This is a genomic window from Stenotrophomonas sp. TD3 (genome assembly GCF_001939825.1).
Taxonomy (GTDB): Bacteria; Pseudomonadota; Gammaproteobacteria; order Xanthomonadales; family Xanthomonadaceae; genus Stenotrophomonas.
In genome coordinates this window covers 1-24,327 of sequence record NZ_MOYM01000004.1, presented here as the reverse complement: position 1 = coordinate 24,327, position 24,327 = coordinate 1, and the positions used below count along the sequence as shown (strand labels likewise).

The 24,327-nt window shown below is 63.8% G+C and carries 20 protein-coding genes and 3 pseudogenes; 17 read left to right on the top strand and 6 right to left on the bottom strand.

Annotation, left to right across the window (positions count from 1 at the left end):
• Positions 1-213 precede the first annotated feature (213 nt).
• A pseudogene (locus BKE09_RS23095) lies at positions 214-3,172 on the bottom strand (Tn3 family transposase).
• A 24-nt stretch (positions 3,173-3,196) separates the two neighbouring features.
• Positions 3,197-4,141, bottom strand: a pseudogene (locus tag BKE09_RS22960) (site-specific integrase); the annotation flags it as partial.
• Positions 4,142-4,240: 99 nt separating this feature from the next.
• Between BKE09_RS22960 and BKE09_RS22955 the strand changes: the two are divergent.
• The 6 genes from BKE09_RS22955 (at position 4,241) to BKE09_RS22930 (ending at position 9,559) form a co-directional block, all read left to right on the top strand.
• Positions 4,241-5,164: a chromate resistance protein ChrB domain-containing protein gene (locus BKE09_RS22955; protein ID WP_021201843.1), complete on the top strand. Its 924-nt coding sequence runs from the start codon at positions 4,241-4,243 to the stop codon at positions 5,162-5,164.
• A 100-nt stretch (positions 5,165-5,264) separates the two neighbouring features.
• Positions 5,265-6,014, top strand: a complete 750-nt coding sequence (locus BKE09_RS22950) for a Fe-Mn family superoxide dismutase (RefSeq protein ID WP_031269116.1) — start codon at positions 5,265-5,267, stop codon at positions 6,012-6,014.
• A gap of 90 nt (positions 6,015-6,104) precedes the next feature.
• Entirely contained in the window at positions 6,105-7,022 is a 918-nt protein-coding gene (locus BKE09_RS22945) for a DUF1259 domain-containing protein (RefSeq protein ID WP_021201845.1), read from the top strand.
• A 42-nt stretch (positions 7,023-7,064) separates the two neighbouring features.
• Complete coding sequence (gene chrA / locus BKE09_RS22940) at positions 7,065-8,327, top strand: chromate efflux transporter (protein ID WP_083663148.1); 1,263 nt, start codon at positions 7,065-7,067, stop codon at positions 8,325-8,327.
• A gap of 100 nt (positions 8,328-8,427) precedes the next feature.
• Positions 8,428-8,823, top strand: a complete 396-nt coding sequence (locus BKE09_RS22935; protein ID WP_021201847.1) for an EF-hand domain-containing protein — start codon at positions 8,428-8,430, stop codon at positions 8,821-8,823.
• 364 nt (positions 8,824-9,187) lie between these two features.
• Positions 9,188-9,559, top strand: coding sequence for a hypothetical protein (locus BKE09_RS22930; RefSeq protein WP_021201848.1), 372 nt, complete (start codon positions 9,188-9,190; stop codon positions 9,557-9,559).
• A gap of 676 nt (positions 9,560-10,235) precedes the next feature.
• Here BKE09_RS22930 and BKE09_RS22925 read toward each other — a convergent pair.
• Positions 10,236-10,685, bottom strand: coding sequence for a hypothetical protein (locus BKE09_RS22925; RefSeq protein WP_206120603.1), 450 nt, complete (start codon positions 10,683-10,685; stop codon positions 10,236-10,238).
• A 250-nt stretch (positions 10,686-10,935) separates the two neighbouring features.
• Here BKE09_RS22925 and BKE09_RS22920 point away from each other — a divergent pair, with 250 nt between their 5' ends.
• The 10 genes from BKE09_RS22920 (at position 10,936) to BKE09_RS22875 (ending at position 21,000) form a co-directional block, all read left to right on the top strand.
• Positions 10,936-11,898: a chromate resistance protein ChrB domain-containing protein gene (locus tag BKE09_RS22920; RefSeq protein WP_005797799.1), complete on the top strand. Its 963-nt coding sequence runs from the start codon at positions 10,936-10,938 to the stop codon at positions 11,896-11,898.
• A 56-nt stretch (positions 11,899-11,954) separates the two neighbouring features.
• Positions 11,955-13,151 (top strand): chromate transporter, encoded by a 1,197-nt coding sequence (locus BKE09_RS22915; RefSeq protein ID WP_075678362.1) that lies wholly within the window; start codon positions 11,955-11,957, stop codon positions 13,149-13,151.
• Positions 13,152-13,212: 61 nt separating this feature from the next.
• Entirely contained in the window at positions 13,213-14,121 is a 909-nt protein-coding gene (locus BKE09_RS22910; RefSeq protein WP_075678361.1) for a Fe-Mn family superoxide dismutase, read from the top strand.
• A gap of 4 nt (positions 14,122-14,125) precedes the next feature.
• Positions 14,126-14,584: a chromate resistance protein ChrB domain-containing protein gene (locus BKE09_RS22905; protein ID WP_046987171.1), complete on the top strand. Its 459-nt coding sequence runs from the start codon at positions 14,126-14,128 to the stop codon at positions 14,582-14,584.
• Between the two features lie 24 nt (positions 14,585-14,608).
• The gene (locus BKE09_RS22900) at positions 14,609-14,989 is read left to right on the top strand and encodes a hypothetical protein (protein WP_046987172.1); all 381 of its coding nucleotides are present in this window, start codon (positions 14,609-14,611) and stop codon (positions 14,987-14,989) included.
• 138 nt (positions 14,990-15,127) lie between these two features.
• The gene (locus tag BKE09_RS22895; protein WP_240503013.1) at positions 15,128-15,964 is read left to right on the top strand and encodes a DUF1259 domain-containing protein; all 837 of its coding nucleotides are present in this window, start codon (positions 15,128-15,130) and stop codon (positions 15,962-15,964) included.
• Positions 15,961-16,383: a hypothetical protein gene (locus tag BKE09_RS22890; RefSeq protein WP_206120602.1), complete on the top strand. Its 423-nt coding sequence runs from the start codon at positions 15,961-15,963 to the stop codon at positions 16,381-16,383. The genes BKE09_RS22895 and BKE09_RS22890 overlap by 4 nt, the downstream gene beginning before the upstream one ends.
• Before the next feature lie 46 nt (positions 16,384-16,429).
• On the top strand, positions 16,430-18,256 hold the full coding sequence (locus tag BKE09_RS22885; protein ID WP_005797782.1) for an ABC transporter ATP-binding protein: 1,827 nt from the start codon (positions 16,430-16,432) through the stop codon (positions 18,254-18,256).
• Positions 18,253-20,055: an ABC transporter ATP-binding protein gene (locus BKE09_RS22880; protein ID WP_026063012.1), complete on the top strand. Its 1,803-nt coding sequence runs from the start codon at positions 18,253-18,255 to the stop codon at positions 20,053-20,055. The genes BKE09_RS22885 and BKE09_RS22880 overlap by 4 nt, the downstream gene beginning before the upstream one ends.
• A 15-nt stretch (positions 20,056-20,070) precedes the next feature.
• Entirely contained in the window at positions 20,071-21,000 is a 930-nt protein-coding gene (locus tag BKE09_RS22875; RefSeq protein WP_047219835.1) for an aminoglycoside phosphotransferase family protein, read from the top strand.
• Between the two features lie 83 nt (positions 21,001-21,083).
• Here BKE09_RS22875 and BKE09_RS22870 read toward each other — a convergent pair whose 3' ends face one another.
• Genes BKE09_RS22870 through BKE09_RS22860 form a run of 3 tightly spaced genes read right to left on the bottom strand, consistent with a single transcriptional unit; the run spans position 21,084 to position 23,681 of the window.
• Positions 21,084-21,899 (bottom strand): TIGR02391 family protein, encoded by an 816-nt coding sequence (locus BKE09_RS22870; RefSeq protein ID WP_240503010.1) that lies wholly within the window; start codon positions 21,897-21,899, stop codon positions 21,084-21,086.
• Positions 21,900-21,908: 9 nt separating this feature from the next.
• A complete protein-coding gene (locus BKE09_RS22865) occupies positions 21,909-22,547 on the bottom strand; it encodes a DUF2026 family protein (protein ID WP_054470674.1) in 639 nt (212 codons plus the stop codon).
• 33 nt (positions 22,548-22,580) lie between these two features.
• On the bottom strand, positions 22,581-23,681 hold the full coding sequence (locus tag BKE09_RS22860) for a site-specific integrase (RefSeq protein WP_170871790.1): 1,101 nt from the start codon (positions 23,679-23,681) through the stop codon (positions 22,581-22,583).
• Between the two features lie 88 nt (positions 23,682-23,769).
• Between BKE09_RS22860 and BKE09_RS22855 the strand changes: the two are divergent.
• A pseudogene (locus BKE09_RS22855) lies at positions 23,770-24,327 on the top strand (transposase); the annotation flags it as partial.

Sequence of the window (24,327 nt, the reverse complement as noted above, 5' to 3'; positions counted from 1 at the left end):
CTGGGCCAGCAGCGGCTCCAAGGTGCTCAGGCGGACGGTGGCGCGCAGGGTCTTCGCCTCGGCGTGCTCGCGTCGCTCGCGCTCCTGGACCAGCTCAGCCCGGGCGTTCGTGAGCTCTTGTTGGGGTTCAGCCGACATACGTGTAAAAATCGCTCACAAGATCCGTTTTATCCATTGAATCAGCTGGTTAGAGAATATTTTCTGGCGCCAAGACTATGCCGCCAACGCCAGTTCGATCTCATACGGTTCCGGAATCGCCTCTACATCGATCAGGTAGTCGCCGAACCGCTTCACGTGGCTGGTCACGTACGGGCTGAGCGAAGCCACGTCCTCCCGGGTGATCTTCCACCCCTGTCGTATCAGCGACTTCATGATCCGGGTCTGCTCGACCACGTTGTAGAAGATGACAGCATTGGAGACCAGATCGTTGTATTTGACGGCCTTCTCCTGCTCGACAGGGTCGTTGTCGGCAATCACCCCTTCCCCGCCGAAGAAGAAATACTTCGCGAAGCCGTTGTAGGCCTCCACCTTGTTGGTCGAGGCGGTGATCTGCTCGCGCAGCTCGCGGTTGGAGATGTACTGCAACAGGAACAAGGTGCGCACGGCCGCACCGAGCCTTGAAGGCCTGGTACAGACGGTTCTTGCGGCTGTAGTTGCCCAGTTTGCGCAGCAGCGTCGAGGCCGCGATCTTGCCGGTCTTGATCGAGAGCACGACCTGCATCAGGTCCTTCCAGTGGGTCTCGATCAGGTCCCAGTCGACCGTGTCGCGGAACAACGGCTCGATGTGCTCGTAGCGGATGTCCTCGTCCGGGCGGAAGAACTTGTACTCGCGCCAGTTGCGGATGCGCGGCATCAGCTGGATGCCCAGCAGGTGCGAGAGCCCGAACACCGGCAGCGACTGCCCCTGCGTGTCGGCATGGACGGTGTCGGGCTGGATGTCGGAGGTGTTCTTCAGTAGGCCGTCGATGATGTAGACCGCCTCCCAGACGCCGCACGGGATGAAGTGGCTGAACAACGCCACGTAGGTGTCGGAGACGTGGTGGTAAGCGATGCCGCCGTAACCGCCATAGCGGATGTGGTACGACGCCAGCAAGTTCTGGTCGTAGAGGTCGTACTTGGTGCCGTCGGCGGCGGCGCTCTTGCCGTCGCCCCAGAATTTGGGGAGCTGCAGGCCAGCGTAGCTGTTGATGATGTCGCGGCAGGCCGCCGCCAGCTTGTTGGCGTCCACGTGCCGGCGGTTGACGAACGACAGCATGTGTGCCGAGACGGCGCCGCGCAGGTGCCGGGCGGCCTGGGCCGGCCCGAGGTTGCAGCCGTAGGTGAAGGCGGTGAGGACGTAGCGTTCGGTTGGCTGTTCGATCTTGGTGTCCGAGCCGGACAACGGCCCGAAGTGTCGGGTCCAGCGTGTCCAGTGAGCCACGTCGCACAGGATTTCGATGACGCTGCGTTCGCGCAGGCGGTCGAGAATCGCGGTCTCCAGGGCACGGGCGCCGCTGCTCATCTCCTTGGCCTTGCTGCGCTTGAGCACAGGGATACCGTCCTCGCCGATGACGACCTGGCCGTTCTCCAGATAGCCCTGATCGGTCAGCTCGGCGACCTGCATCAGGCGTGATTGCAGCGCATTGACGAAGCCCACGGCCGTTGCCGGCAGGCCGACCTGGCCGCAGTAGTCCTCCAGCATGGGCTCGCATTGCTCCCACGGCAGCAACTGCTCGCGGTAGTCGGCGTAGGTTTCCGATCCGCGCACGGCCACGTCGCCCGATTTCAGTTCGTTGGCCAGCGACGAGAACACGCAGACCTCGAACAGGCGCCGGTGGATGCGCTCCTCGCCCTGTTCGGTGCGATGGACGATGCTCTTGCGCCAGAGTTGGGTAGTGAACGCCAGATCGACCGGTTCATCCAGCCAATCGCCGCGGGCCCGTTCCTGCGTCAGGATCAGCTCGATCGCATCGATGAGCGAGCGATCCTCCGTGGTCGAGGCCAGATCCAGCATGCGCACCATCCGCAGGATGGTGGCACGATGGCTCTTGTAGAACGGCCACAGCAGCGGCAAATGGTTGTCACCACTGTGCGCCGCGATGGCATTGCAGTCGGCCTGGAGGGTCTGCACGCCGCCGTGGGCGTTGACCAGGCGCCGGATTTCCCGGCCCGCCTCAGTGTCGCCGGGATGATGGTCAAGGACGCGAACCACGTCCGACATCGTCGCCACGATCGCTTCGGTCTTCTCGCGGTAGCGTGCCCGCAACCGCTCAAGCTCCTCGCGGCCGCGATTGTGGATATTGCCCATGCGTTTGATGAACATCTCCGCGAGATCGTCACGGGTCTGGACGCGGGCCCGGTGGATCAGGCACACCAGTACGGCGTAGCGCTTGGCGGGACGAAACTTGCGCAACTCGGAGGCATCCAGCGCCCGTGCCTCTGCGGCGAAGTGTCTGCGCTTGATTTCCGGAATGCCAGCGAGGTGCAACTCGCTGCCGACCAACTCGCCCAGTTCGGCGATGTGGTCGATCAGTTCCTGGAAGTGCTGCAGCGAAGCGCGCTTGGGCAGGCGCTTGATCGCGTGCAGCGGGCTCTTCTTGCGCCCCTCTTCGACCTGCAGGAGACCTTCAAGGCGCTGCTTTTCGTCGACGGTCAGCCGCGCTTCGATCTGGGCGAAATAGCGACCGTTGACCAGCGTGCGAATGCGCCGCGTCAAGCGGTCTAGGGTGGAAAACGCCGGCAGCTCGACGCGATCGCGCACGAGCTGTTCGATAGCCACGTTGATGAGGTCCGCCGGGTTGTCCATGACTGCGGCGGCTTCGTATACCGCCCGTGCCGCGATCTTCAGGCCGCCATCGCTGTAAGCCCGGACTTGCAGGAACTGGCGGATCCGGCGGTAATAGCGATAGCGCGAGGCGTTGGCGAGGACCGCCGGCTTGACCTGCACCCTCAGTTTCAGCGCGCCGCGGATATGGCGGACCACTGCCGGCGGCACTTCGTCCAACGCAGGGAAATATCCCAGCCGTTGGAAGGTCTTGATCAGGATCGCCAATGTCAGGCGGTGCGCGGGCTGCCGGGTACTCTCGGCAACAAAGGCCAGTTCGGCGTCGGTCGGCGTGTAGGCCGCAACCAGTTCGCGTACGACGGGGTTGCGCTTGAATTGCGGGTATGCGGTCCGTTCAATCGACGCCATTCGGTATCCTCAGGTAGGCCCAAGCAGCGTTGGCGTTCCCGGCAAGCTCGCTTCGATCCGCTGGCGGGCGAACGGATCGCCGCCATCGATGTAGCGCATCGCCGAGTGCACATCGCGCCAGCCGACGTATTCCATCAATGCCTTCACGTCCCAGCCGTTGGCATTGGCCCAGCCGGCGAAGCCGCGGCGCAACGAGTGGCTGCTGTACTCGTCGGCATCAGGCAGCCCAGCGCACGTCAGCAACCGGCGCAGCAGCGGAATCAGGCTGTTGGGGTGTAGCGCCTCGTCCGCAACGTGGCCCCAGCGATCAACAGCACGGAACAGTGGCCCCTCGGTCAGCCCGGCGGCGTCGATCCACTCCCACGTGGTCGTCACGGGGCACAGCCGCGACAGCGCCGGCACCTTGTACGTGTTGCCCTGTGCCTGCCGGTCGCCCTTGCTGCGCGGGAGAAAACAGGTCATCCCCTCACCGGTGACCAGGCGCAGGTGCTCGACCTGCACCCGGATCAACTCGTCGCCACGGAAGCCGCGCCAGAAGCCCAGAAGGATCAGCGAGCGATCGCGGCGATGACGCAGTTCGTCCGCATGATCGCCGCGCTCGCGTGCGGCGGCGATCGCGGCGCCAAGCCAATCGTCCACCTGTGCCAGTCGGGTCAGTTGCAGCGGCTCGGCCTGCTTTTCTACCGACGGATGCAGGGTCTGTATGCCTTTGAGCACCTTGCGCACCAGCGGAGCCCGGGTCGGATCGACAAAGCCGTGTTCGTGGTGCCAGCCTGCCAGGGCCGCAAGCCGGTGCCGAAGCGTGTTGGTGGAAAGTTCGCCCGCGTGATCAGCCAGATAGCGGGCCACGCTGTCCGGCGTGGCCGGCAGGTGCCCGCCCCATTCGACCTCGAAATGTCGCAGTGCCGAAGCATAGCTGCGCTGCGTGTTTTCGCGGTTGGCGGCCTCCAGATAGCGCTCCACTGTCATCTGCGACCTCCGCCGACGGCACGCGCGATTGCCTTGCTTAATTTTGACGTAATAATTACATCATTCATGTAGGATACTCTACCAATGAATTGGCTCATCATGGTTCTTTCCTTGCCCACCGAGAATGCCACGGTGCGCCAGCGGGCTTGGCGCTCGCTCAAGGCGGCGGGTGCTGCGGCCCTGCGGGACGGTGTTTACGTGCTGCCAGCGGCGGCGGAGCACCGTGCCGTGCTCGAAGCGGTGGCGGTCGATGTGACCGGGGGTGGCGGTGCTACCCATCTGCTGACCGCCCAGGCCACCGACGAGGCGCCCTACGTAGCCCTGTTCGACCGCAGCCGGGACTACACCGAGCTGCTGGCCGATGCCACGCGGCTTCGTGAAAGCCTGCCCGACACTACGCCGTCAGAGGCGTTGAAGCACTCGCGCAAGTTGCGCAGGACCTTCGAGTCGATCACTGCGATCGACTTCTTCCCGGGCGAAGCGCGGCGGCAGGTCGAGGACACGCTGGCCGAGCTGGAAATGGCCTGTGCCCGCCTGCAGGCGCCAGACGAGCCGCGCTTTGTGGCCGGTACGATCCAGCGGCTGCGCACCGCCGATTACCAAGGCCGCCTGTGGGCCACGCGGCGACGTCCGTGGGTGGATCGGCTGGCCAGCGCTTGGTTGATCCGCCGCTTCATCGATCCCGAGGCCCGCATTCTGTGGCTCACCCACCCGGCTGACTGTCCGCCGGAGGCGTTGGGCTTCGACTTCGACGGCGCCACCTTCAGCCACGTCGCCCACCGCGTCACCTTCGAGGTGCTCGCCGCCAGCTTCGGCCTGGAACAAGGCCCGATCGCACGCGTGGGCCTGCTGGTGCATTACCTCGACGTGGGCGGCGCACCGCCGCCGGAAGCGTCGGGCGTGGAAAGCGTTCTGGCGGGATTGCGCGACACCGTGGCCGATGACGACCAGTTGCTGGAACGCGCCTGCGCCGTGTTCGACGGGCTGCTGGCCAGTTTCCGCAGCAACGGGAGCACCGCGTGAATCGCCTCCCACTCAATCGAAGCGCGCTCGCGATGCAGCAATGCGCGCACTGCATGGGCCGCACCTTTCTCCTCAAGCTCCGGTGATCACCGAGATGACCATGACTTCACCAATCGACACGCAACGCCGCCACGTTCTGAGCCTGGCCGCTGCGGCCCCCCTCGCGCTGGGAGCCGCCAAGGCCGCCCATGCCGTTCCGACTTCGGAGACCACCGCCATGTCCACCTCCACACTTGCACCCGTCAGCACCCCCACGCTCAAGCCGCTGCCGTTCGACCCGTCCAAACTGAAAGGATTGTCCGAACGCCTGATCCGCTCGCATTGGGAGAACAACTACGGCGGCTCGGTCAAGGCGCTGGCCGTGACGAAGAAGCACCTTGCCGAGGCGCTCGCCGCACCGGACATGCCGCCGTACCTCTACAACGAACTCAAGCGGGAGCACCTGCTGCGCACCGGCTCGGTGGTGCTGCACGAGTACTACTTCGACAACCTGGGCGGCAGCGGCCAGGCCGATGCCGGCAGTCGCAAGGCCCTGGCCGAAGCCTTCGGCAGCTTCGATGCATGGGAAACCGAATTCCGCCGGATGGGCACCGGGCTGGGCGGCGGCTCGGGCTGGGTGGTACTCGGCTTCAACACCCACACCCGCCAGCTCGAGAACTACTGGATGGCCGATCACGCTCACGGCCCGGCGGCCACGCTGCCCATCCTGGTGATGGACATGTACGAGCACTCCTACCAGATGGACTACGGCGCCGCGGCCGCCAAGTACGTGGATGCGTTCTTCCAGAACATCCAATGGGACACCGTGGCGCAGCGACTGGAGGCTTGCTGCAGGCCTTCCGCTGCCTGACCCCAAGTTCGCCCGTCAGATTGAGACGCTGTCGTCGCGAGCGCAAGTGCCCCTTCATCTTTTTTGTCGATGTAAATGTAAGGAGTAGTCATGAACGCCATCGCTCATCGTGCCCTGCGGGCCCTCACGCTGTCGCTGCTTTGGGGCTGGGCCAGCGTTCACGCGGCCGAGATCGACTCCGCCCGGATTGGCGAGGCCAGCGGCGCAGTCGCGAAGGTGCAACCGGACGGGGTGGTTCGCATCGGGTGGAGCCGCGACGACGTGGCGGTGACCGTGGACGGCATGCGGCTGCCGCCGCCCGCAGGGCTCGGCTCGTGGGCCGCGTTCATGCCGGCGGACGAGAACGCGATGCTGATGGGTGACACCGTCGTCTTCGAGGATGAGGTCGATGCGGCGATGGACGCAGCGTTCAAGGCCGGCCTCGATGTGACCGGGCTCCACAACCATTTCTTCTTCGATTCTCCGAAGGTGTACTTCATGCACATCGGCGGTCACGGCGATCCGGTGCGATTGGCCGGCAGCGTCAAAGAGGTGTGGGACGCCATCAAGGCCGTGCGCGCGCAGCGCCCGCAGCCGGCCACTGGCTTCGGCGGTCCCGTGCCCACACCGGGAAAGATTGATGCCGCTGCCATCTCCAAGGCCATCGGGCATCCACCGGAAATCACTGGCGACGTGGTGAAGGTGACGATCGGCCGGGAGGGACGCATGCACGGCCGGCCGGTAGGCGGATCGATGGGCCTGACGACCTGGGCGGCCTTCACCGGGTCGGATCGGCTTGCTGCCGTCACCGGCGACGTGATCATGACCGCCGACGAAGTCCAGCCGGTGCTGCGTGCACTGCGCCAGGCAGACTTCCACGTCGTGGCGCTGCACAACCACATGGTGGGCGAGCAGCCGGCGTTCTATTTCGTCCACTTCTGGGGCAAGGGGCCTGCGGCCGGGCTGGCCCAAGGGTTTCGCCGTGTGCTGGATGCCCAAAGTGCCCAAGTCAAATCCGCGGCGCGGTGATACGATGCACGACCTGACGCAAACAACGACCAAGGGAGCCCCATGAGCACAGTCACCAACCCTGTGGCCGCGAGCGAGACCAACGACGCGCCCACCTACGTGGTACCGCAAGAACCGTGGCTGCGGCTGTTCCTGCGGTTCCTACGCTTCGGCGCATTAGCCTGGGGTGGCCCGGTCGCCCAGATCGGCATGATCCGGCATGAATTGGTGGAGCAAGAGCGCTGGATCAGCAGCGCCCAGTTCAACCGGGTGCTGGCCGTCTATCAGATCCTGCCGGGCCCAGAGGCGAACGAGTTGTGCGTGTATTTCGGGATGCTGTCGCGCGGCCGCTGGGGCGGTGTGCTGGCGGGCTTGGGCTTCATGCTCCCGGGGTTCGTGCTGATGTTCGCGCTATCGTGGGCGTACGTGCGCTTCGGGTTGAAGGCCGACGGCGTGCTGGCCATCTTCGCGGCGGTCCAGGTGGCGGTGGCGGCGCTGATCGTGCGCGCCGTGTTTCGCATCGGCGGCCACGTCGTCACCGATCGCTGGCTCTGGGCGATCGCGATCCTGGCGACAGGTGCGCAGTTGGCCGGTGTGCACTTCGCGCTGATCCTCGCTGTGGGCGGGATCATCTACCTGATGGCACGCCACCGCCTCGGCATCGCCGCGCTGGGCGTGATCGGAGTGGCGGCCGCCGGGACCGTCGTGTTCGCAGTGCGCAACGGCGGCCTGGCCGGACTAGACGCGCTGAGTCATGTGGGCGCAGAGAGCACCGCCGTCGTGCAGGCGACGGTACCGCTGCTGCTGCTGTTCTGGTCCGGGTTGAAGGCCGGCCTGTTGACGTTCGGTGGCGCCTATACCGTCATTCCATTCCTGCAGCGCGATGCCGTAACCCAGGGCGCGTGGATGAGCAATGCGCAGTTCCTTGACGGCCTGGCTTTGTCGGGATTGCTGCCGGCGCCGCTGATCATCTTTTCGACCTTCGTGGGCTACCTCAGCGGCGGGCCGTGGGGCGCAGTGGTGATGACCGTGGGCATCTTCCTGCCGGCCTTCGCCTTCACGCTTTTGGGTCACGATGCCTTGGAACGCATAGTGCATCAGCCACGCGTGCGGCTTTTTTTGGAGGGCGTGACCGCAGGCGTGGTCGGCCTGATTGCGGGAACGACGCTGGCCCTTCTGCGCGTAAGCCTGACGGGCCTGGAGGCTCTGATCCTATTTGCGATCGTCCTGAGCATCTTATTCGCCAGCAAGGCGCGGCTGGTGATTCCGGCGGTGATTGCAGGCGCCGCACTGTGGGGCTGGGTGTCGCAGGCACTTGGCCACTGAACCGGTTGCGTTGGGCGACGAAACAGCGCCTGGTCATCATCACGCCGGCGACTGCCGGAACCGAGGTATATCCGCACACGCACTTTCTGGAGAAGCTGCAATGAAAATTGACCAAAAGCCTACGTTTCTGCTCCTCGCACTTGTTCTGCTCGTGTCCACTCCGGAGGTCCGCTCCAGCAGTTTGCAGGATGAAGGAACGGTGTCGCGGCCAGCGAATTCAGCTCCTACGACGTGCATTGAACTGGCCGCCTGGGGCGATGCAGCCGACTTCAGTTCGCGCGGAGTCGGCATGCTGAAGCAACGTTGCGACCTGGAAGATATCCGAGCTAAGTTCGCCGACTTGGACTCCAACCGCGATGGGTACCTCAGGCCGGAGGAATTGCCTATGGAACACTCGCTGAGCCAGCACTTCGCAGGCGTGGATTTCAATGGTGACGAGCGGCTCTCGCTGGCGGAAGTCGCGGAGCACGACGCAGAGACGAATCCAGTCGAGTGAGTGCGGTGCTGTAAGCGGTGGACGCCCCTTCGTGAAAAGCTCTCACGTGAAGTAACGCACGGAGCCGCGGCGTCGCGAATTGGCGTTGCGAACGCGCATGTCGGTGATCTGGAATCAGCGCCGGCGCAGGTTGCTTCGGACGCGAAGACCGCTGTCACAATCAAGTACGTACGCTAACGTCGAGATCGCCATGTCGCAACGAAAAGGCCCATCGAACTTGGGATCGCGCGTCAAGCTGTCGATCCTTCCGGCCGGGCGCGGTGACCATCATCCCGCATGTTGCATGATGAGCCGGGACATCCATGCACGCCGAACTCCGCAAATGTGGGAAGAGGCAGTCGCTTCACTCCAAAGGAGGCGGTGAATGAAGGTGATCGTCGCGTCTGGATGGCTCATGGCCTCCATGCTTCCCGGCATCGTCCTTGCCGAGGACGCAGGTTGGCGTACTGTCCAAGGCAAGGATCTGCAGTCACTTTTCTCCGATCATGAGCTTAGCGACGGCGTGCATTACACCAATCAGTTCCGTCGCGACGGATCGGTCATCGGCGTGGATATGGGCGAAAGGTTCAATGGCACATGGAAGGTCAAGGGCCCTTGCCTGTGCTACGCATGGGTACGTCCCGCCGGCCAGAACGAGTGCTTCGGAGTCAAGCGACGAGGCAACGAAGTCCGGATGTTCCAGAACGGCATTGAAATCTTTTCGGGCACTGTGACACGCATTCGTTCCCCACTGTGAAGATCAACAGGCGCGAAAGAGGATGGCCGCGTGGCGACTTCAAGAGGGTTCGACTGCAGGAAGTTCATGCACTGAACGCAACTGGCGCGCGACATAGCGAAGATACCACCCGTGACGGTTTCGGGTTCGAGCAATGCCGCAATCGGCGCAAAAGCCATGGCCTATCCGCGGGGTCATCGCCATTCCGCTTAGTCCGAGCCAACCCTGGTAGCCCCTGTGCGGGGCCCACGAGACGATAACCGCGCCGGAGAAGTAGGGCGCCTTCCATGCGAACCCGCCGTCTCCTAAAGCCGCAATGCCGTCCAACTGCAGGCGAGGGGAAACGCGTGTGCGTTCTCTCGGGCCGCTTGAGGTCCCACGCTCTCGCGCCATGTGCAGCCGCACCTCGAAATCGGTATTTCGTACCGAATTTCCCTCCGTCCCACTCGAATAAAATGATCAGGCGGGATAATTCAATATTATCCCGTGTGTTCTTTAGACCAAAATATGGATTTATCCATGGCTTGATTGTTATGTAATTACGTGGTACGTAATACATTACGAAATCGTCCGAGGAGGCAGCCATGGCCCGTGGCGGGTTGTACAAGAGTGATGTGCAGAAGGCCCGCGACGCCCTGCGGGCGCAGGGCAAGCAGAGGGTCGGCAGGGATTCATGTAAAACCCAGCAGAAACAGGCTTAAGTGCCTGTCCCCGTTGACTTTTTCGACTCTCTCTTCCCTGGACGACCGGCCTCTTCAACCGGGTTCGCAACCAAATTAGGGCCAGTCGCCGGCGTACTGAAGCGCTCAAGCATGCTGGCCACGACCTGCTCCTGGGCCGTGACGGATGACCTGGCCGTCGCCAGCGCCAGTTCCAGCTGTTGTTTGGCGGAAAGCAGCTCGTCGACCTTGGCCTGCAACTGCTCTTTGGAAGTGCTGAGCTGCTGGACGGCCGCGTCCTGCTCAACCAGGCGCCGGCCCAATTCCTCGGAGCGCCTTTGCGCAAACCCCAGTTCATCCTTGAGCGGCCGCAGGCCTCGCACCTCTTCCTGAGCCTGGTGCAGATCGCCCTGGGCGCGCGACAAATCGCCCAGGAGGCGTGCGTTTTCCTGAAGGGTATGGACGGCTTCCTGCTGCTTGGTGGCCACCCAGGCACACCCGGTATTAGCAAGCGCAGCGCGCAGGCCCGGATCTGCGATCAGGGCCGCAGTTGCGTGAAGGATCGACGCCGCATGGCCGTGATTCGGCACGAAGCACGGGGCAACGCCCGAGAGCCTGACGGCGCCGCGCGCCGACACGCCCCAGCGCGGGGTGCAAATCTTCTGAACCCAGTAGCAGTTATTTTGTAGAGATCGCTACATCATTGCAACGACCGTGACATGGATTTAAGCTGTTGCCATGACTCTCACCTCCGACTCTTGGCTGACCCTCATCGTCAGCCTCCCCTCCGCGAGCGCCACGGCACGCATGCGGATTTGGCGCGCCGTCAAGGCGCTCGGCTGTGCCGCCTTGCGCGACGGCGCCTACCTACTGCCCGCTCAGGCCGAACAGGCTGCGCAGCTACAAATGCTGGCCGATGAAGCGCTGCAGGAAGGTGGCCAAGCCTGGCTGCTGCAGGTACAAGCCCTTGACCTGGCTGAGCAGGCCACCTTTCAGGCGCTGTTCGACCGGACGGCCGATTACACCCCCTGGCTGGAGGAACTGGCGCAAGCACGCCAGACGCTTTCCGCCCTGAGCGCAGCCGAACTCCAGCGTACACAGCGCAAGCATGCGCGTGCCTATGAGGTCATCCGCAAAATCGACTTCTTTCCCGGCGAGACGTCGATCCGCGCCGACGCCCAGTGGCGCGATTTCGCCAACGCCCTCGAATCTATGCAGTCACCCGGCGAGCCGCAGCCTATGGCCGGCCGCATTGCTCGGCGTGATCGCATGCAGTACCAGGGGCGAGTCTGGGCCACACGCCGCCATCTCTGGGTGGACCGCGTGGCGAGTGCCTGGCTGATCCAGCGTTTTATCGACCCTCACGCGCGCTTCCTGTGGCTGAACACCGCAGCAGACTGCCCGTCCGATGCGCTGGGTTTCGATTTCGACGGCGCGACTTTCTCGCACGTGGGCGAGCGGGTGACGTTCGAGGTACTGCTGGCGAGCTTCGGCCTGGAGGACGATCGGGGTCTCTCGCGCCTGGGAGCCATGGTGCATGCGCTCGACGTGGGTGGCGCGACCACACCCGAGGCCAGCGGCTTCGAGGCCGTGCTGGCCGGCGCACGCAAGCGCTGGCCGGACGACGACGCGCTGCTGGTCGACATCGGCGGCGTGCTGGATTCGCTCCATGCCCATTTCTCCAGTAGTCGCAAAACGTGACGACCCACCTCAGATCACTTCTTTAACTCAGATCACTTTTTTAGGAACGAATCTTCATGAACGAGACCACTTCAGCTGCAGCCATCAGCAGTGCGGCGCCTCGCAGCTATACGCTGTGGCAATTGATTGCTTATTTCTTACGGCTCGGAGCACTGGGCTTCGGCGGACCCGTAGCCCTGGCCGGCCACATGGATCGCGACTTGGTGGAACGGCGCCAATGGTTCACCGAGGCAGACTACAAGGAAGGGCTGGCCTTGGCGCAGCTCGCGCCAGGACCGTTAGCCGCGCAGTTGGCCATCTACCTGGGCTTTGTTCACTACAGCTTCCTAGGGGCCACCCTGGTGGGCCTCGCTTTTGTGCTGCCCTCGTTTCTGATGGTGATCGGACTGGGTTGGGCCTATACGCATTTCGGCGGCCTGGGTTGGATGCAGGCCGTGTTTTATGGCGTGAGTTCCGCTGTCATTGGGATCATTGCTGTCAGCACCTGGAAGCTCTCTACCAAGAACATCGGCAAAGACAAACTGCAATGGGCCATCTTTGCAGTAGCGGCGGCGGTGACGATCATCACCCAATCCGAGGAACTGTGGCTGTTCCTGGGCGCAGGCATTCTCGTGTGGTTGTTGCGCGCGCCGCCGAAATTTATTAAGCCGTCCAGCACGCTGCACAGCAGTGCTATTCCTTTGCTGGCCTTGCTTGGCTTGTCCAACGTCGACTGGACCAGGCTGTGGCAGATCACCAAGTATTTCTTCTACGCGGGCAGCTTTGTTTTTGGTAGCGGCCTAGCTATCGTCCCGTTTCTGTACAGCGGAGTGGTCAAGGAGTACGGATGGTTGACCGATCACCAGTTCCTTGACGCTGTCGCAGTCGCCATGATCACTCCCGGTCCTGTCGTCATCACTACCGGGTTCATCGGCTTTCTGGTCGCGGACTTCTGGGGCGCGGTTGCTGCGGCGCTGGCAACCTTCCTGCCGTGCTATCTCTTCACAGTCCTGCCAGCCCCGTACTTCAAGAAATATGGAAAGAAACCGGGAATCGTGGCATTCGTCGATGGCTTGACGGCAGCCGCCATCGGATCGTTGGCCGGAGCCGTGGTAGTTATCGGGGTGCGCTCGATCAAGGACGTTCCCACGGCGCTACTCGCCCTGGGGACTGCTGCCTTGCTTTGGAAATTCAAGAAGTTGCCGGAGCCGATCGTTGTCGCTGCCGCGGCACTGATTGGGCTGGTCGTCTACCCGCTGGTGACCCACAGCTGAATAGAAGCGAGAGGAGTCCACGCCTTAACCCATGACTTGCCACATTTCTAGGAACACTCCAATGGATTTACAACTACGCCCCCTTACCATCAACCTCGCTGCCCTCAACGGGCTGTCCGAGGAACTCATCCTCAGCCATCACGCGAATAACTACACCGGCGCAGTCAAGCGCCTGGATGCTATTCGCCAGCAACTGGCGCACCTGGATTGGCCGACCGCTCCGGTCTTCATGATCAATGGCCTGAAGCGCGAAGAGCTGATCGCCGCCAATTCCGCTTGGCTCCACGAGCTGTACTTCGACACGCTGGGAGGCGACGGTGCATTGCCGGACTCCGGCCTGGCAGTTGCCTTGGCCCGCGACTTTGGCAGCGTTGACCGCTGGCGCACGGAATTCTCCGCACTGGCCAAGGCCATGGGCGGCGGCTCGGGGTGGGCGCTGCTGTCATGGTCCACACGCGAGGCGCGGCTGATCAACCATTGGGCGGCTGACCATACGAACCTGCTGGCCGGCGCCACACCGCTGCTGGCACTGGACATGTACGAGCACGCCTACCACATGGATTTCGGTGCCAAGGCGGCCGCGTATGTTGACGCATTCATGCAAAACATCCGCTGGAATGCCGTGATGCAGCGCTACGCTGCCGCCATCGAGGCTGATGCACTGCCCTGGTCGGCCGCACCAGAGAAAGTCGGCGGTGACCTCCAACTGATCGACGTGCGACGCACGGCAGGCTACGCACAAGCGCCTGATCGCATCGCCGGGGCCATTCGGCGCGATCCCGTGCAGTTGGCAAATTGGAGCCGTGAAATCGATACCTCTAAACCCGTCCTTGTGTATTGCGTGCACGGCCATGAAGTCAGCCAGTCGGTGGCGCTCGCGCTACGAGCGCATGGCCTCGACGCACGCTTCGTGGCCGGAGGCATCGAAGCCTGTCGCGCTGCTGGCGTGACATTTGAAGCAAAGGAGTAGCACCATGAAGTGGATTACACGCGAACGCCCCAAGATCGACCGCATCGCCTGTCCCTGGCTGGTTGCGCGCTTCATCGACCAGCAGGCGGAATTTCTCTATGTGCCGGCCAGCGAGGTGCTGAAAACCGCCAACGCTACCGGCGCCATCCCCTACGACATCCCGAATGTCGAACTAAGCCATGTGGGTGAGCTGTGCAGTTTCGATGCCTTCCTGTCGAAGTACCACCTGGACGACCCAGCGCTGCGCCAGTTGGCCGAGATCGTGCGCGGCGCCGACACCTCCCGGCTTGACCTGACGCCGCAATCAGCAGGGCTCTATGCGCTCTCGCTCGGGCTGTCGCACAACTTTAGCGACGACCACGAAATGCTCCAGCACGGCATGGTGATGTACGACGCCCTCTATGCGTGGTGCCGCGCATGCCAGGCCGAGACACACAACTGGCCGCCGGTCATGCCAGCCTGATCCGCCCAATTGAAAATGCACTAAATGTCCGCAATCCCCCGTCTTGCCTTCGCCACACTCATTCAGTCCCTGAGCCTGGTGGCGACATCGGCAGCGCCCGGCCCCAGCGAACTCACCGGCGCGCAGATCAAGACAGTCTTCGTCGGCAATGTCATATCCGAAGGCGCGCACTGGTCCGCTTACCTCCTTCCCGATGGACGCACGAAGTCCATTGAACTGGGGCGGCCGCACCAGGGGCATTGGAAGATCGTGGGCAAGGAATTGTGCGTAAGCATCAGCACGGGTGTAGAGCCCGAATGCTGGACGGTACTGCGCAAAGGCAAGGCCTATCTGCTGCGCGCCCACGGCCAAGACCTCTACGAGGTCACTCCGGAACCTCTGTCGTCGAAATATCCGTTCGATTGACCGGCACCTGCCTCGATTACCCGCTCCGGCCAGCCCCCGGAGCTGCATCCCGCCAACTACCAAGGAAACACCATGCTGCGTCTAACCCTCTCCACACTGGCCCTGGCCGCGGGCCTGCTTACTACAGGCGCCCCGGCCATGGCCCAGGCCATCGACACGGCTGCCATCGAAACGGCCACCGGCCTCAAGGGCAGCTACAACCGGGCGGAAAACGTCTTCAAGGTCAGCAAGCCACGCGACGACGTGAAGATCAATGTCGATCGCTGGACCATGCCACCGTTCATGGGGCTCACCTCCTGGGCCGCGTTCACGCCAATGGGCTCGTCCACCATGATGATGGGCGATACGGTGCTGTTCGAGGATGAAGTCAACCCGGCGATGAGCGCCGCGCTGGACAACGGCCTGGAAGTGACTGCGCTGCACAACCACTTCTTCTTCGACCAACCCAAGGTCTTCTTCATGCACATCGGCGGCATGGGGGATGCACGCAAGCTCGCCACAGGCGTGAAGGCGGTGTACGACCGCATCGCGCAGGTGCGCGCCGCCCAAGGCACGCCGGCCAGCAGCTTCGCGGGTGACATCGCATCGCCAAGCCATGTGACTGCTGCACCCATCGAGGAGATTCTGGGCAGCAAGGCGCAGGTCAAGGATGGCATGGTGAAAGTAACCCTTGGCCGCACAGCCAAGATGCATGGAACCACCGTCGGCAATGAAATGGGCATCAATACCTGGGCGGCCTTTGCCGGCGACGATGAGCATGCGGTGGTTGATGGCGACTTCGCCATGCATGAAAACGAACTGCAGACGGTCCTGAAGACCATGCGTGGCCAGAGCATCAACATCGTGGCAATCCACCAGCACATGACCCACGAGGAACCGCGCTACGTCTTTCTGCATTACTGGGGCAAGGGCAAAGCCGTGGATCTGGCCCTGGCGGTAAAGAAGGCATTGGACGCGCAGAAGGCTGCGAAATGACGAAGAAAACCTTCAGCTCGGTGCCGCAGCGCCTCCCAAGCAGCCCCACCCGGCACCTCGCGCGCCTCACCGCCGCCGGAGCCGTGTTCTGCGCACTTGCCGCGACTGCCAAGGAGGTGCCGCTGACTGGCCCGCAGATCCGTGCCGCCATCAGCGGCAAGTACGTGACTGATGAACACCATTGGGGGCACAAGTATTTCGCGGACGGGCGCGTCGAACGGTTAGAGAACGGCCGCCAGCGGTCTGCGCGCTGGTCCGTCAAAGGCAATCAGCTATGCCTGCTGCAGCCGGAAATCAGCAAGGACGAACCGATCTGCTACCAAGTCCTGCGCGACGGACAGGAGCTGCAGTACAAGGACGATGCGCAGTTCGTTGTGTATCGGGGGCTGGTGCGGCCCATGCCCAAACGAGAGCCGTGAACGGGGGCGCGAATGGCTAAGGATTGCATGCACGCAGGCGACTGACATGGCGCACTACCTCTGGAAACTGCGTCCCTACTACCGGCAGACCGCCGGGCAGCTTGTCCTCGGCTCCCTGGCAGGCGTCGTCATGAACACGGCCGTGGTCCTGCCCGCCGTGTGCCTCGGGCGCGCGATCGACGCCGCGACGCACTTCGCGCAGGGCCAGGCGACGCGCGCGACGCTACTGCAGGCCGTCGCGCTGTTCGCCGCCGCAACCCTGGCCACAGAACTGCCGCGACTGGGCAAGCGCTGGTGGTTGATGACGGCCAACGCGCGCATCCGCGCCAATCTGCGCGCGGATGCGCTGCGCGGGGTGCTCGCCTGGCCGATGGCAAAGCTGACTGCCACGCCTGTTGGCGACACCATGGCGCGCGTCATCGGTGACGTCGAAGTGCTGGGCGTCGGTATCCGCGAGGTGATCGTCGAGACCTGGGACACGCTCCTGTTCTTGGTGTCGTTCTTCGTCGCCATGCTGGTGCTGGACTGGTCATTGACCCTGCGGGCGCTGATTCCCGTGCCCTTCGCGATGGTGCTGGCCTGGGCCGCCGGACGCTTTATCCACCAACGTACGACGGCGGCTCGACAAGCCAACGGCGCGTTGACTGCGGGACTGCAGGAGCAACTGTCCGGCATCCGCGTCGCGAGACTACTGGGGATGAAGCAGGCCGCACAGGCGCGGATCGAGTGGCTCGCAGATGCACAGGCGCACACCAATCTCGCGGCGGCGCGGCCCCGCGCCGGCCTGCCCGCGGTCTACACCACGCTGATGGCGGCCGGCATCGTTCTGGTGCTGTGGCAAGGCGGCGAAAAGGTCATCGCAGGCGCGTGGACGCTGGGGGCGTTCGTGACCTATCTGGACCTTTTTCTGCGCTTCACCGGGCGCGGATTTCGGGTGCCGCAGCTCGTGAACTCGGTGCAAGCAGGCGGCGCAGCCTACGCGCGGCTCGCCCCCTTGCTCGCTGCGGCCCTGCCTGCTCGCGGCGAGCATCGGTTCGCTTCGTTTCGCGCCGGCTACCTGGCCGGAACGACTCCGCGCTCGACTCTCACCGAGCCGGCGTCACGAGTTGAACGCGGGCTCGCCGTATCCCTGCACAACGTGAGCTTCTCTCACGGCAACGCCGACGCCGCCGTCACGGCGCTGAACCAGGTCTCGCTCGAGATTTCGGCAGGCGCGTTCGTAGCAGTGACCGGGCCGGTCGGCTCGGGCAAGAGTGCGCTGGCGAAGGCTCTGCTGGGCCTGTACCCGCTCGCCGGCGGTACCGTTTCCCTGGACGGCGACACGCCCGCACGACATCGCGGTGACATCGGTTACCTGCCGCAGGAGCCCTTCCTGTTCTCGGGTACGGTGCGCGAGAACATCACCATGGGACGTGAGCAGGCCGACCTCGCCACGATGAGCGCCCTGGAAATCGCCGCGCTTGCGAAGGACGTTTCGGGCTTCGAGCACGGCGTCGATGCCGAGATCGGCGAGCGCGGCATTCGCATTTCCGGCGGTCAGCGGCAGCGCGTCGCACTGGCACGCGCGGCGGCGGCGGGACCTCGGCTGCTGGTGCTGGACGATCCGTTCTCGGCGGTCGACGTCGCGACGGAGGCTCAGATCATTGCCAGCCTGCGCGCGGAGTTCGGCCGCGGGGCGCCGGCCGCGCGACAGGCCACCATCGTCCTGTGCTCGCACCGGCTGGCGGCCTTCCCGCAGGCGGATCTCGTCGTCGTGTTGGATGGAGGACGCATAGTCGAACGAGGCTCTCATGAACAGCTGATGCTGGCGGGCGGCCTGTATGCACGGATCTACGCGGCGCAGGTCGCGATGGCACAGCCGGAGGACGCATGACCGCAACACAGTCACAGCCGGCACCGACAACACGCCGAGGACTCACGACCGCCCAGGTGGGCTCGCTACTGGCGCCGCAGAGACGCCTGCTCGTGGCCATCGCAGCCTGCGTGCTTGCCGGTGCGGCGCTGGAGGTGCTGCCGCCGCTCCTCGTGCGGCAGGCCGTGGACGCCCACTTGGCCGTGGGCCGTGGCGACGGCCTGATGCTGCTGGGCGTGCTCTACCTGCTGGTCGTGGCCGGGCAGCAGGCGTTGGGCTTCGCGTCTGCGTACGGCACCGCGATCGCAGCCCAACGGGCGTTGCGCGACCTGCGCGCGCGCCTGTTTGGCCATCTGCAACGGCTGCCTGCGCGCTACTTCGACACGACCCCGTTGGGTGACACCGTCAGTCGCTGCACCGCAGACATCGACACCATCGACCGCCTGTTCTCGTCGGGCATCGCGAGCCTTGTCGCCGACCTCGTGCGACTGGTCACGATCACGGTGACGATGCTCGTGCTCAGTCCCTCGCTGACGCTGCTCTGCGGACTGGCCGTGCCGCCCCTGCTGTGGTTCACGCGCTGGTTCCAGCTGCGGGTATTGGCCGCTGAACGGGCCAGCCGGGAGGCCGTGGGAAGCGTCAACACGGCACTCGTGGAGACCCTCGGTGGCGCGGAGGTCATTCGTGCTTTCGGACGAACGGGGTTCTTCGAGCACCGCTTTCGTGGCGCTCTGCAGGCCACGCAACACGCCTATCTCGCGGCCACACGCTATTCAACGATCTACACGCCGCTGATGGCCATCCTGGCGTCGCTGATCGTCTGCGGCCTGCTGTGGGCAGGCGCCGAGGGCGCGCTGGCGGGCTGGGGTGTTTCTATCGGCACGCTCACGGCCTTCGTGCTGCTGTTTCGCCGCTTCTTCGCGCCGATAACGACGCTGGGCGAGGAATGGCAGACCGTGCAGAGCGCGCTGTCCGGGGCTGAGCGCGTGTTCCAGGTCTTGGCGCTGCCGGTCGAGGAAACACCGGCCGCCCATTCCGTGCAACAGGCCAGGAGCGAACCCGAGCCGTTGATCCAGTTGAAGGATGTGATCTTCGGCTACGTCGCCGATCGCCTCGTGCTGAAAGGCGTCTCCTTGAGCGTTCGCGCAGGCGAGCACGTCGCGCTGGTCGGACGCACCGGCGCTGGCAAGAGCAGCCTGATGCACCTCGCCGGTGGCCTGTATGCGCCCTGGTCCGGTGACATTCACGTGGCGGGCGCGGATCCACGCGCCATGACGGACGAGGAACGCCGTCAGCGCCTGGGCGTCGTGCCGCAGACGCTGCAACTGTTCAGCGGCAGCGTGCTCGACAACCTCACGATGGGCGACGTCCTCGTGACCCGGACTGCTTGCGAAGCCGCGGCCAAGGCAACGGGCGCGCATGCGTTCATCCGGGCACTGCCGCAGGGCTACGACACGCCCCTGGACGCGGGTGAGGCCGGCGCCGCGTTGTCCGCGGGCCAACGGCAATTGCTCGCGCTCACGCGCGCGCTGGTGCGCCAGCCTCGCGTGCTGCTGCTCGACGAAGCGACAGCCGCGATCGACCACGCCAGCGACGCTGCGTTCCGCGCCGCTCTTCGCCGCGACGCGCACGACTCGAGCCGTGCCGTTCTGATCGTGGCGCATCGGCTGTCAACGGCGCTGGAGGCCGATCGCATCATCGTGATCGAGGACGGTCGCATCCTCGAACAAGGCGCGCCGGACGAGTTGATTCGGTGCCGGGGTCGCTTCGCCGCGCTGCTGGCCATGGAGACGGCAGGCTGGGATTGGCATCAACGTTGACGTTGGAGGACAGACATGGGCAAGGACTTCTACATACAACCCGACGCGGCCGACCCGGTGCTCGATCCCGACGCGGTGCTCGCGATCGTGCGCTTGCATGCGGCGGGCGCGAAGGCCGTCAGGGCCGTCGACGAGAGCGGCGGCGAAGCGCGCGCCTATGCCATCGACAACGGCCTGATCCTGAAGGTTCAGCGACCACAACAGCTGCGCGCGCGAACGAGCCTGGCGAAGGAGCGTTTCCTTTTGGAGCAGTTGGCAGGCCTGGAGGGCGTATGCGTTCCACGAGTCCTCGGTGGGGGCGTTGCCAAGCCCGGGATCGAGTACACCTTGATGACGCGCATGCCCGGCGAGCCGATACACTCGGCAAGGCTCGACGGTGACCTCCGCCGGCGTACGCTGGTTGACCTGGGGCGCATGTTGCGTCGCATTCACGCAATCCCTCAGCAACCCGTGTTCGAGGCGCGCCTGATCCCCGGCGACCACACGGCGGCCGACGTTCGCACACGGTTCGGCGGCCTCTTCGACGACGCTGTCGCAGCCGTGGCTCGGGCGGCCCAGCCCTGGCCATTTGCGGTCGACCCGTTGCAGTTGGCGCGCCTCGCGATGCGCGCCTTGCCGGACGCAGACGCCTGGGTGGCCTTGCACAGCAACCCCGGCCTCGAGCACGTCTTCGTCGATCCGCAGACCGGGCAGTTGACTGGCATCATCGACTTCGGCGATGCGTATTTCAGCCACCCGGCGCTCGATCTGCGCCGATGGCCTCGGCCCATCGATCGGGCCGCAGTTCACGCTGGGTACTGCAGCGAGGCGGAGATGAGCGAGAGCTTCAATCAGACATGGCGCGTGGCCTGCGTGCTCACCGACATGCTCGCCATTGCGCAGGATCTGGAATGCCGCGCTGCAGGGCTCGTCGAGTTGGAAGAGCTTGTCGAGCAGTTGCACTGACGGCTTACGTGATGGCTGTCTTGGCGCCGGCCGATCACCCGCGAAAGAGTAGTACCCCCATCCTCTGGAGACACGGGGAGCCGCTACAACGCCGCGGTATTCGCTTTCAGCGTGCGATCCAGCTTGCGGTGAATGAGTGATACCAGTGTCAGGATGTCCAGGGCATCTTGTTCGGACATCGGCCAGTTTGTCTTGGGGGCATGGGCGAGTGGGTTGCGCACGGCGCCGAAGAGGCCTACCAGCAGATGGGCGAAGCCTTTTTGCTCGCTCTTCTCAGATTCGGTGGCGAGAGAACCGAGAACCAGGATCGGGTTTTGCGTCGAAAACGTCCGGTTCACCAACTCGGCTCCATCCATGGTCAGGCCCGACATGGAACGGATGCGCTCGGCGACGCCTTTGGTCGACTCGAAGACGGCATGGAAGTAGTTTTCATCCAGCAGTTCGGCGCGGCAGTAGTTGAGCACTTCGACATGGACGTTGCGGTTTTCCAGTGCTGCCTTCAGCCGACCGGCGCGGGCACGCGCTGCGTCCAGGGTCGTGGCCTTGTCAGCGTAACCCACGCGGCCATCGTCGCGCACGAAGAAGCCCGAGAAAGCAAGCACCACGTTCAGCTCATCGCGCCGCCATCGGAAAGCGCCCGGGTCGCGCGCGTAGTTGACGGGGTTCATGGCAAGGTTGATCAGCAAGATCAAGTGATTGCCGATTTGGTGCTGGTTTTGTGCTTCCGCGAGCGCGTTGAAAAGGCGCTTCCACTTGGTGATGCCAGGCGACACATCGGCGATTTTGATTTCCTGCAGCAGTCGCTCGATCTGCGCGCCCGTCAGACCTCGTTCGGTGTCTGCAAGCACCCGGCAAGCTGCCTCCATGTGCTGCGAACTAAAGGGATCGATGTGAGCCACGGAGTGAATTCACCAAGCGCCTGAAACCGCGCTGTTGTTCAATTTGATCCGAGTCACTTCCCCCAAGTCGTTTTGCATCCGCAACTCGGGAAGAATCGATTTCGGTGGTCTCCGGTACCAGTGCAGGCAGACGTTGACGAGATCTGCCCCGGCAGGCTTCTTCAGAAACGATTGCCGGAGGTTGACGGTCAGTTCGGGATTTGGCACCAGGTGGAAATCACCTTCTTGATCCAGATGCTCATGGCTGGGAGCCATGTCGGCCCACTTCTTCTGAAACATGCGCCGCGGTGCGATGAACGGGTGGCCGGCGGACGTACAGGCTTCCGGGAACATCGGCGCCATGAAATCGATCACATATTCATCGCACTGTATCCACGCGTGAAACGACGTGTCCGAGCTTTGAACCTGTCCTTCTGTCAATGTGGCGAAAGAGATGACATTCCGCTGTTGTTCGTTGACGAGGAAGAATGCAGCACCGGCGAGCTGCACGGCATCCTTCTTGTAGAACTCGCGCAGGATGGCAGCGCCCGCGATGCTGAAGAACATGCAAGCGTGGGCTGTATGCGCATCGACGCTGTCCAGGACTGACCTGATGACCGCATGAATGCGCAGATAGTCGAGCAGCGGGATAAGTGGTTTGGTCTTCATTGGATTTGTTTTTTGCGGGGAGCGCCGACGTGGCTAGGCTACGACCGTGGCCGGCAACGATACGGCTTTGACGCTTGGGCGCGCAACGGCTCTCGCAGAACGAGTGCGGGTGTGGCGCGGCTTGGATTCGGTCGTGTTCGTGGGATTCAAGGGAGCGGCTGAGCCGCATTCATGTTCGATGGGGACGCATTCCCTGCGCAGTTGGTCCAGACGGTTCGCCCATTCTTGAAGCATCGCGCGCCGCTCATCCTGGTAGGCATGGCGGTTGTAGGCCGCACGCACGGCATTCGCCGGCACGTGCGCGAGGCAGTGTTCGATCACGTCGATGTTGCCGCCGAGGCTGTTGAAGTGGGTGCTGAACGACGCGCGCATGCCGTGCGGCGTTCCTTCCCCGCTGAAGCCCAGTCGCTCCATCAAGGCGTTCAGGCTGCGATTGGCCATTGGCCGATGCGGGTCCACGCGGTTGGGGAACAGGTGTTCCCTGTTTGCGGGCACAAGCTCATGCAAACGAGTGAGCAGCGCAACTGCCTGTGTAGACAGCGGTATCCAGTGAGCGCGCTTGGCCTTCATTCGCTCGGCAGGAATTTCCCATTGCGCGCCTTTCAGATTCACTTCATCCCATCGGCCCTCGATGACTTCGGCTTTGCGGCAGGCGGTCAGAAGCACCAGCAGCATCGCGATGCGCGTTTCCTCGTTAATCCTGCCGCTGCCATCCAGCGTCCGCAGAAAGACGCCGATCTGCTTTTCGGACAGGGCAGGGTGGTTGGTCTGGGTGCGCTTCTTCATCACGCGCACGGGTGGAACCGGATTGTTCTCGATCAGTCCTGAATCGATGGCGTACTCGAAGATGCCCCACAAGTGATTGCGCAGGTTGCGTGCGACCTCCGGCGCGCGTTGCTCGACCACCTTCAACTGCGCGGTCAGTTCGAGCCGCGTGATGCTGCCGATCGCTCGATTCTTCAGTGTCGGCAGCAAGTCATTGTCGATCTCGCGGTTGCGCTGCTTCACCGTAGACGCTCGCAGGTCTGCCGACGTCGCTGTATTCCAGTCCGACACGATGGCAGAGAACGTTCCTTTGACTCGTTCCAACTGCTCTTGCGCTTGTGCGATCTCCTTGTCTTGCTGTGCCTGCAAGGGGGTGGTGCCTTGGGCTACCAACAGCCGTGCCTCTGCATGGAGCCCACGGGCATCCGCCAAGCTGACTTCCGGAAAGGCGCCCAGCCGCACCACCGAGCTGGCACAACTGCAGGAACGCATTGAGGGCCTCACGGCGCGGCTGGCAGAGCACGAAAGCCACGCACGCTCCCTGGAGCAGAAGCACGAGCATGCCAGGGAAGCACTTGAGCACTACCGCACCTCGGTCAAAGACCAGCGTGAGCAGGAGCAACGCCGGCACGAGCACCAGGTGCAGGAACTGCAGGTTGCCCTGCGCCAGGCCAACGAAGCACTGACCGCCAAGAACCACGACCTGGTGCAGCTCAACCGGGAAAACGGCCAGTGGCTGGAACGCCACACCCGGCTGGAAAGGGAGGTGGCGCAGCTGCGCAAGACCATCCAGACGCAACAGGGCGAGCTCGATGCTCTGCGCCTGACGGCGGCCGAATACCAGGCGCTGCAGGTGCGCTGGGGCCAAGACACTCAGGCCTTGGAAGATGCTCAACAAGAGCTCACGAACGCCCGGGCTGAGCTGGTCCAGGAGCGCGAGCGACGCGAGCACGCCGAGGCGAAGACCCTGCGCGCCACCGTCCGCCTGAGCACCTTGGAGCCGCTGCTGGCCCAG

Excerpts from the sequence above, each read along its gene's own strand:
- BKE09_RS22955 (WP_021201843.1), top strand. The coding sequence starts at position 4,241 with ATGGTTCTTTCCTTGCCCACCGAGAATGCCACGGTGCGCCAGCGGGCT.
- BKE09_RS22950 (WP_031269116.1), top strand. The coding sequence starts at position 5,265 with ATGACTTCACCAATCGACACGCAACGCCGCCACGTTCTGAGCCTGGCC.
- BKE09_RS22945 (WP_021201845.1), top strand. The coding sequence starts at position 6,105 with ATGAACGCCATCGCTCATCGTGCCCTGCGGGCCCTCACGCTGTCGCTG.
- chrA (WP_083663148.1), top strand. The coding sequence starts at position 7,065 with ATGAGCACAGTCACCAACCCTGTGGCCGCGAGCGAGACCAACGACGCG.
- BKE09_RS22935 (WP_021201847.1), top strand. The coding sequence starts at position 8,428 with ATGAAAATTGACCAAAAGCCTACGTTTCTGCTCCTCGCACTTGTTCTG.
- BKE09_RS22930 (WP_021201848.1), top strand. The coding sequence starts at position 9,188 with ATGAAGGTGATCGTCGCGTCTGGATGGCTCATGGCCTCCATGCTTCCC.
- BKE09_RS22920 (WP_005797799.1), top strand. The coding sequence starts at position 10,936 with ATGACTCTCACCTCCGACTCTTGGCTGACCCTCATCGTCAGCCTCCCC.
- BKE09_RS22915 (WP_075678362.1), top strand. The coding sequence starts at position 11,955 with ATGAACGAGACCACTTCAGCTGCAGCCATCAGCAGTGCGGCGCCTCGC.
- BKE09_RS22910 (WP_075678361.1), top strand. The coding sequence starts at position 13,213 with ATGGATTTACAACTACGCCCCCTTACCATCAACCTCGCTGCCCTCAAC.
- BKE09_RS22905 (WP_046987171.1), top strand. The coding sequence starts at position 14,126 with ATGAAGTGGATTACACGCGAACGCCCCAAGATCGACCGCATCGCCTGT.
- BKE09_RS22900 (WP_046987172.1), top strand. The coding sequence starts at position 14,609 with ATGTCCGCAATCCCCCGTCTTGCCTTCGCCACACTCATTCAGTCCCTG.
- BKE09_RS22895 (WP_240503013.1), top strand. The coding sequence starts at position 15,128 with ATGGCCCAGGCCATCGACACGGCTGCCATCGAAACGGCCACCGGCCTC.
- BKE09_RS22890 (WP_206120602.1), top strand. The coding sequence starts at position 15,961 with ATGACGAAGAAAACCTTCAGCTCGGTGCCGCAGCGCCTCCCAAGCAGC.
- BKE09_RS22885 (WP_005797782.1), top strand. The coding sequence starts at position 16,430 with ATGGCGCACTACCTCTGGAAACTGCGTCCCTACTACCGGCAGACCGCC.
- BKE09_RS22880 (WP_026063012.1), top strand. The coding sequence starts at position 18,253 with ATGACCGCAACACAGTCACAGCCGGCACCGACAACACGCCGAGGACTC.
- BKE09_RS22875 (WP_047219835.1), top strand. The coding sequence starts at position 20,071 with ATGGGCAAGGACTTCTACATACAACCCGACGCGGCCGACCCGGTGCTC.
- BKE09_RS22865 (WP_054470674.1), bottom strand. The coding sequence starts at position 22,547 with ATGAAGACCAAACCACTTATCCCGCTGCTCGACTATCTGCGCATTCAT.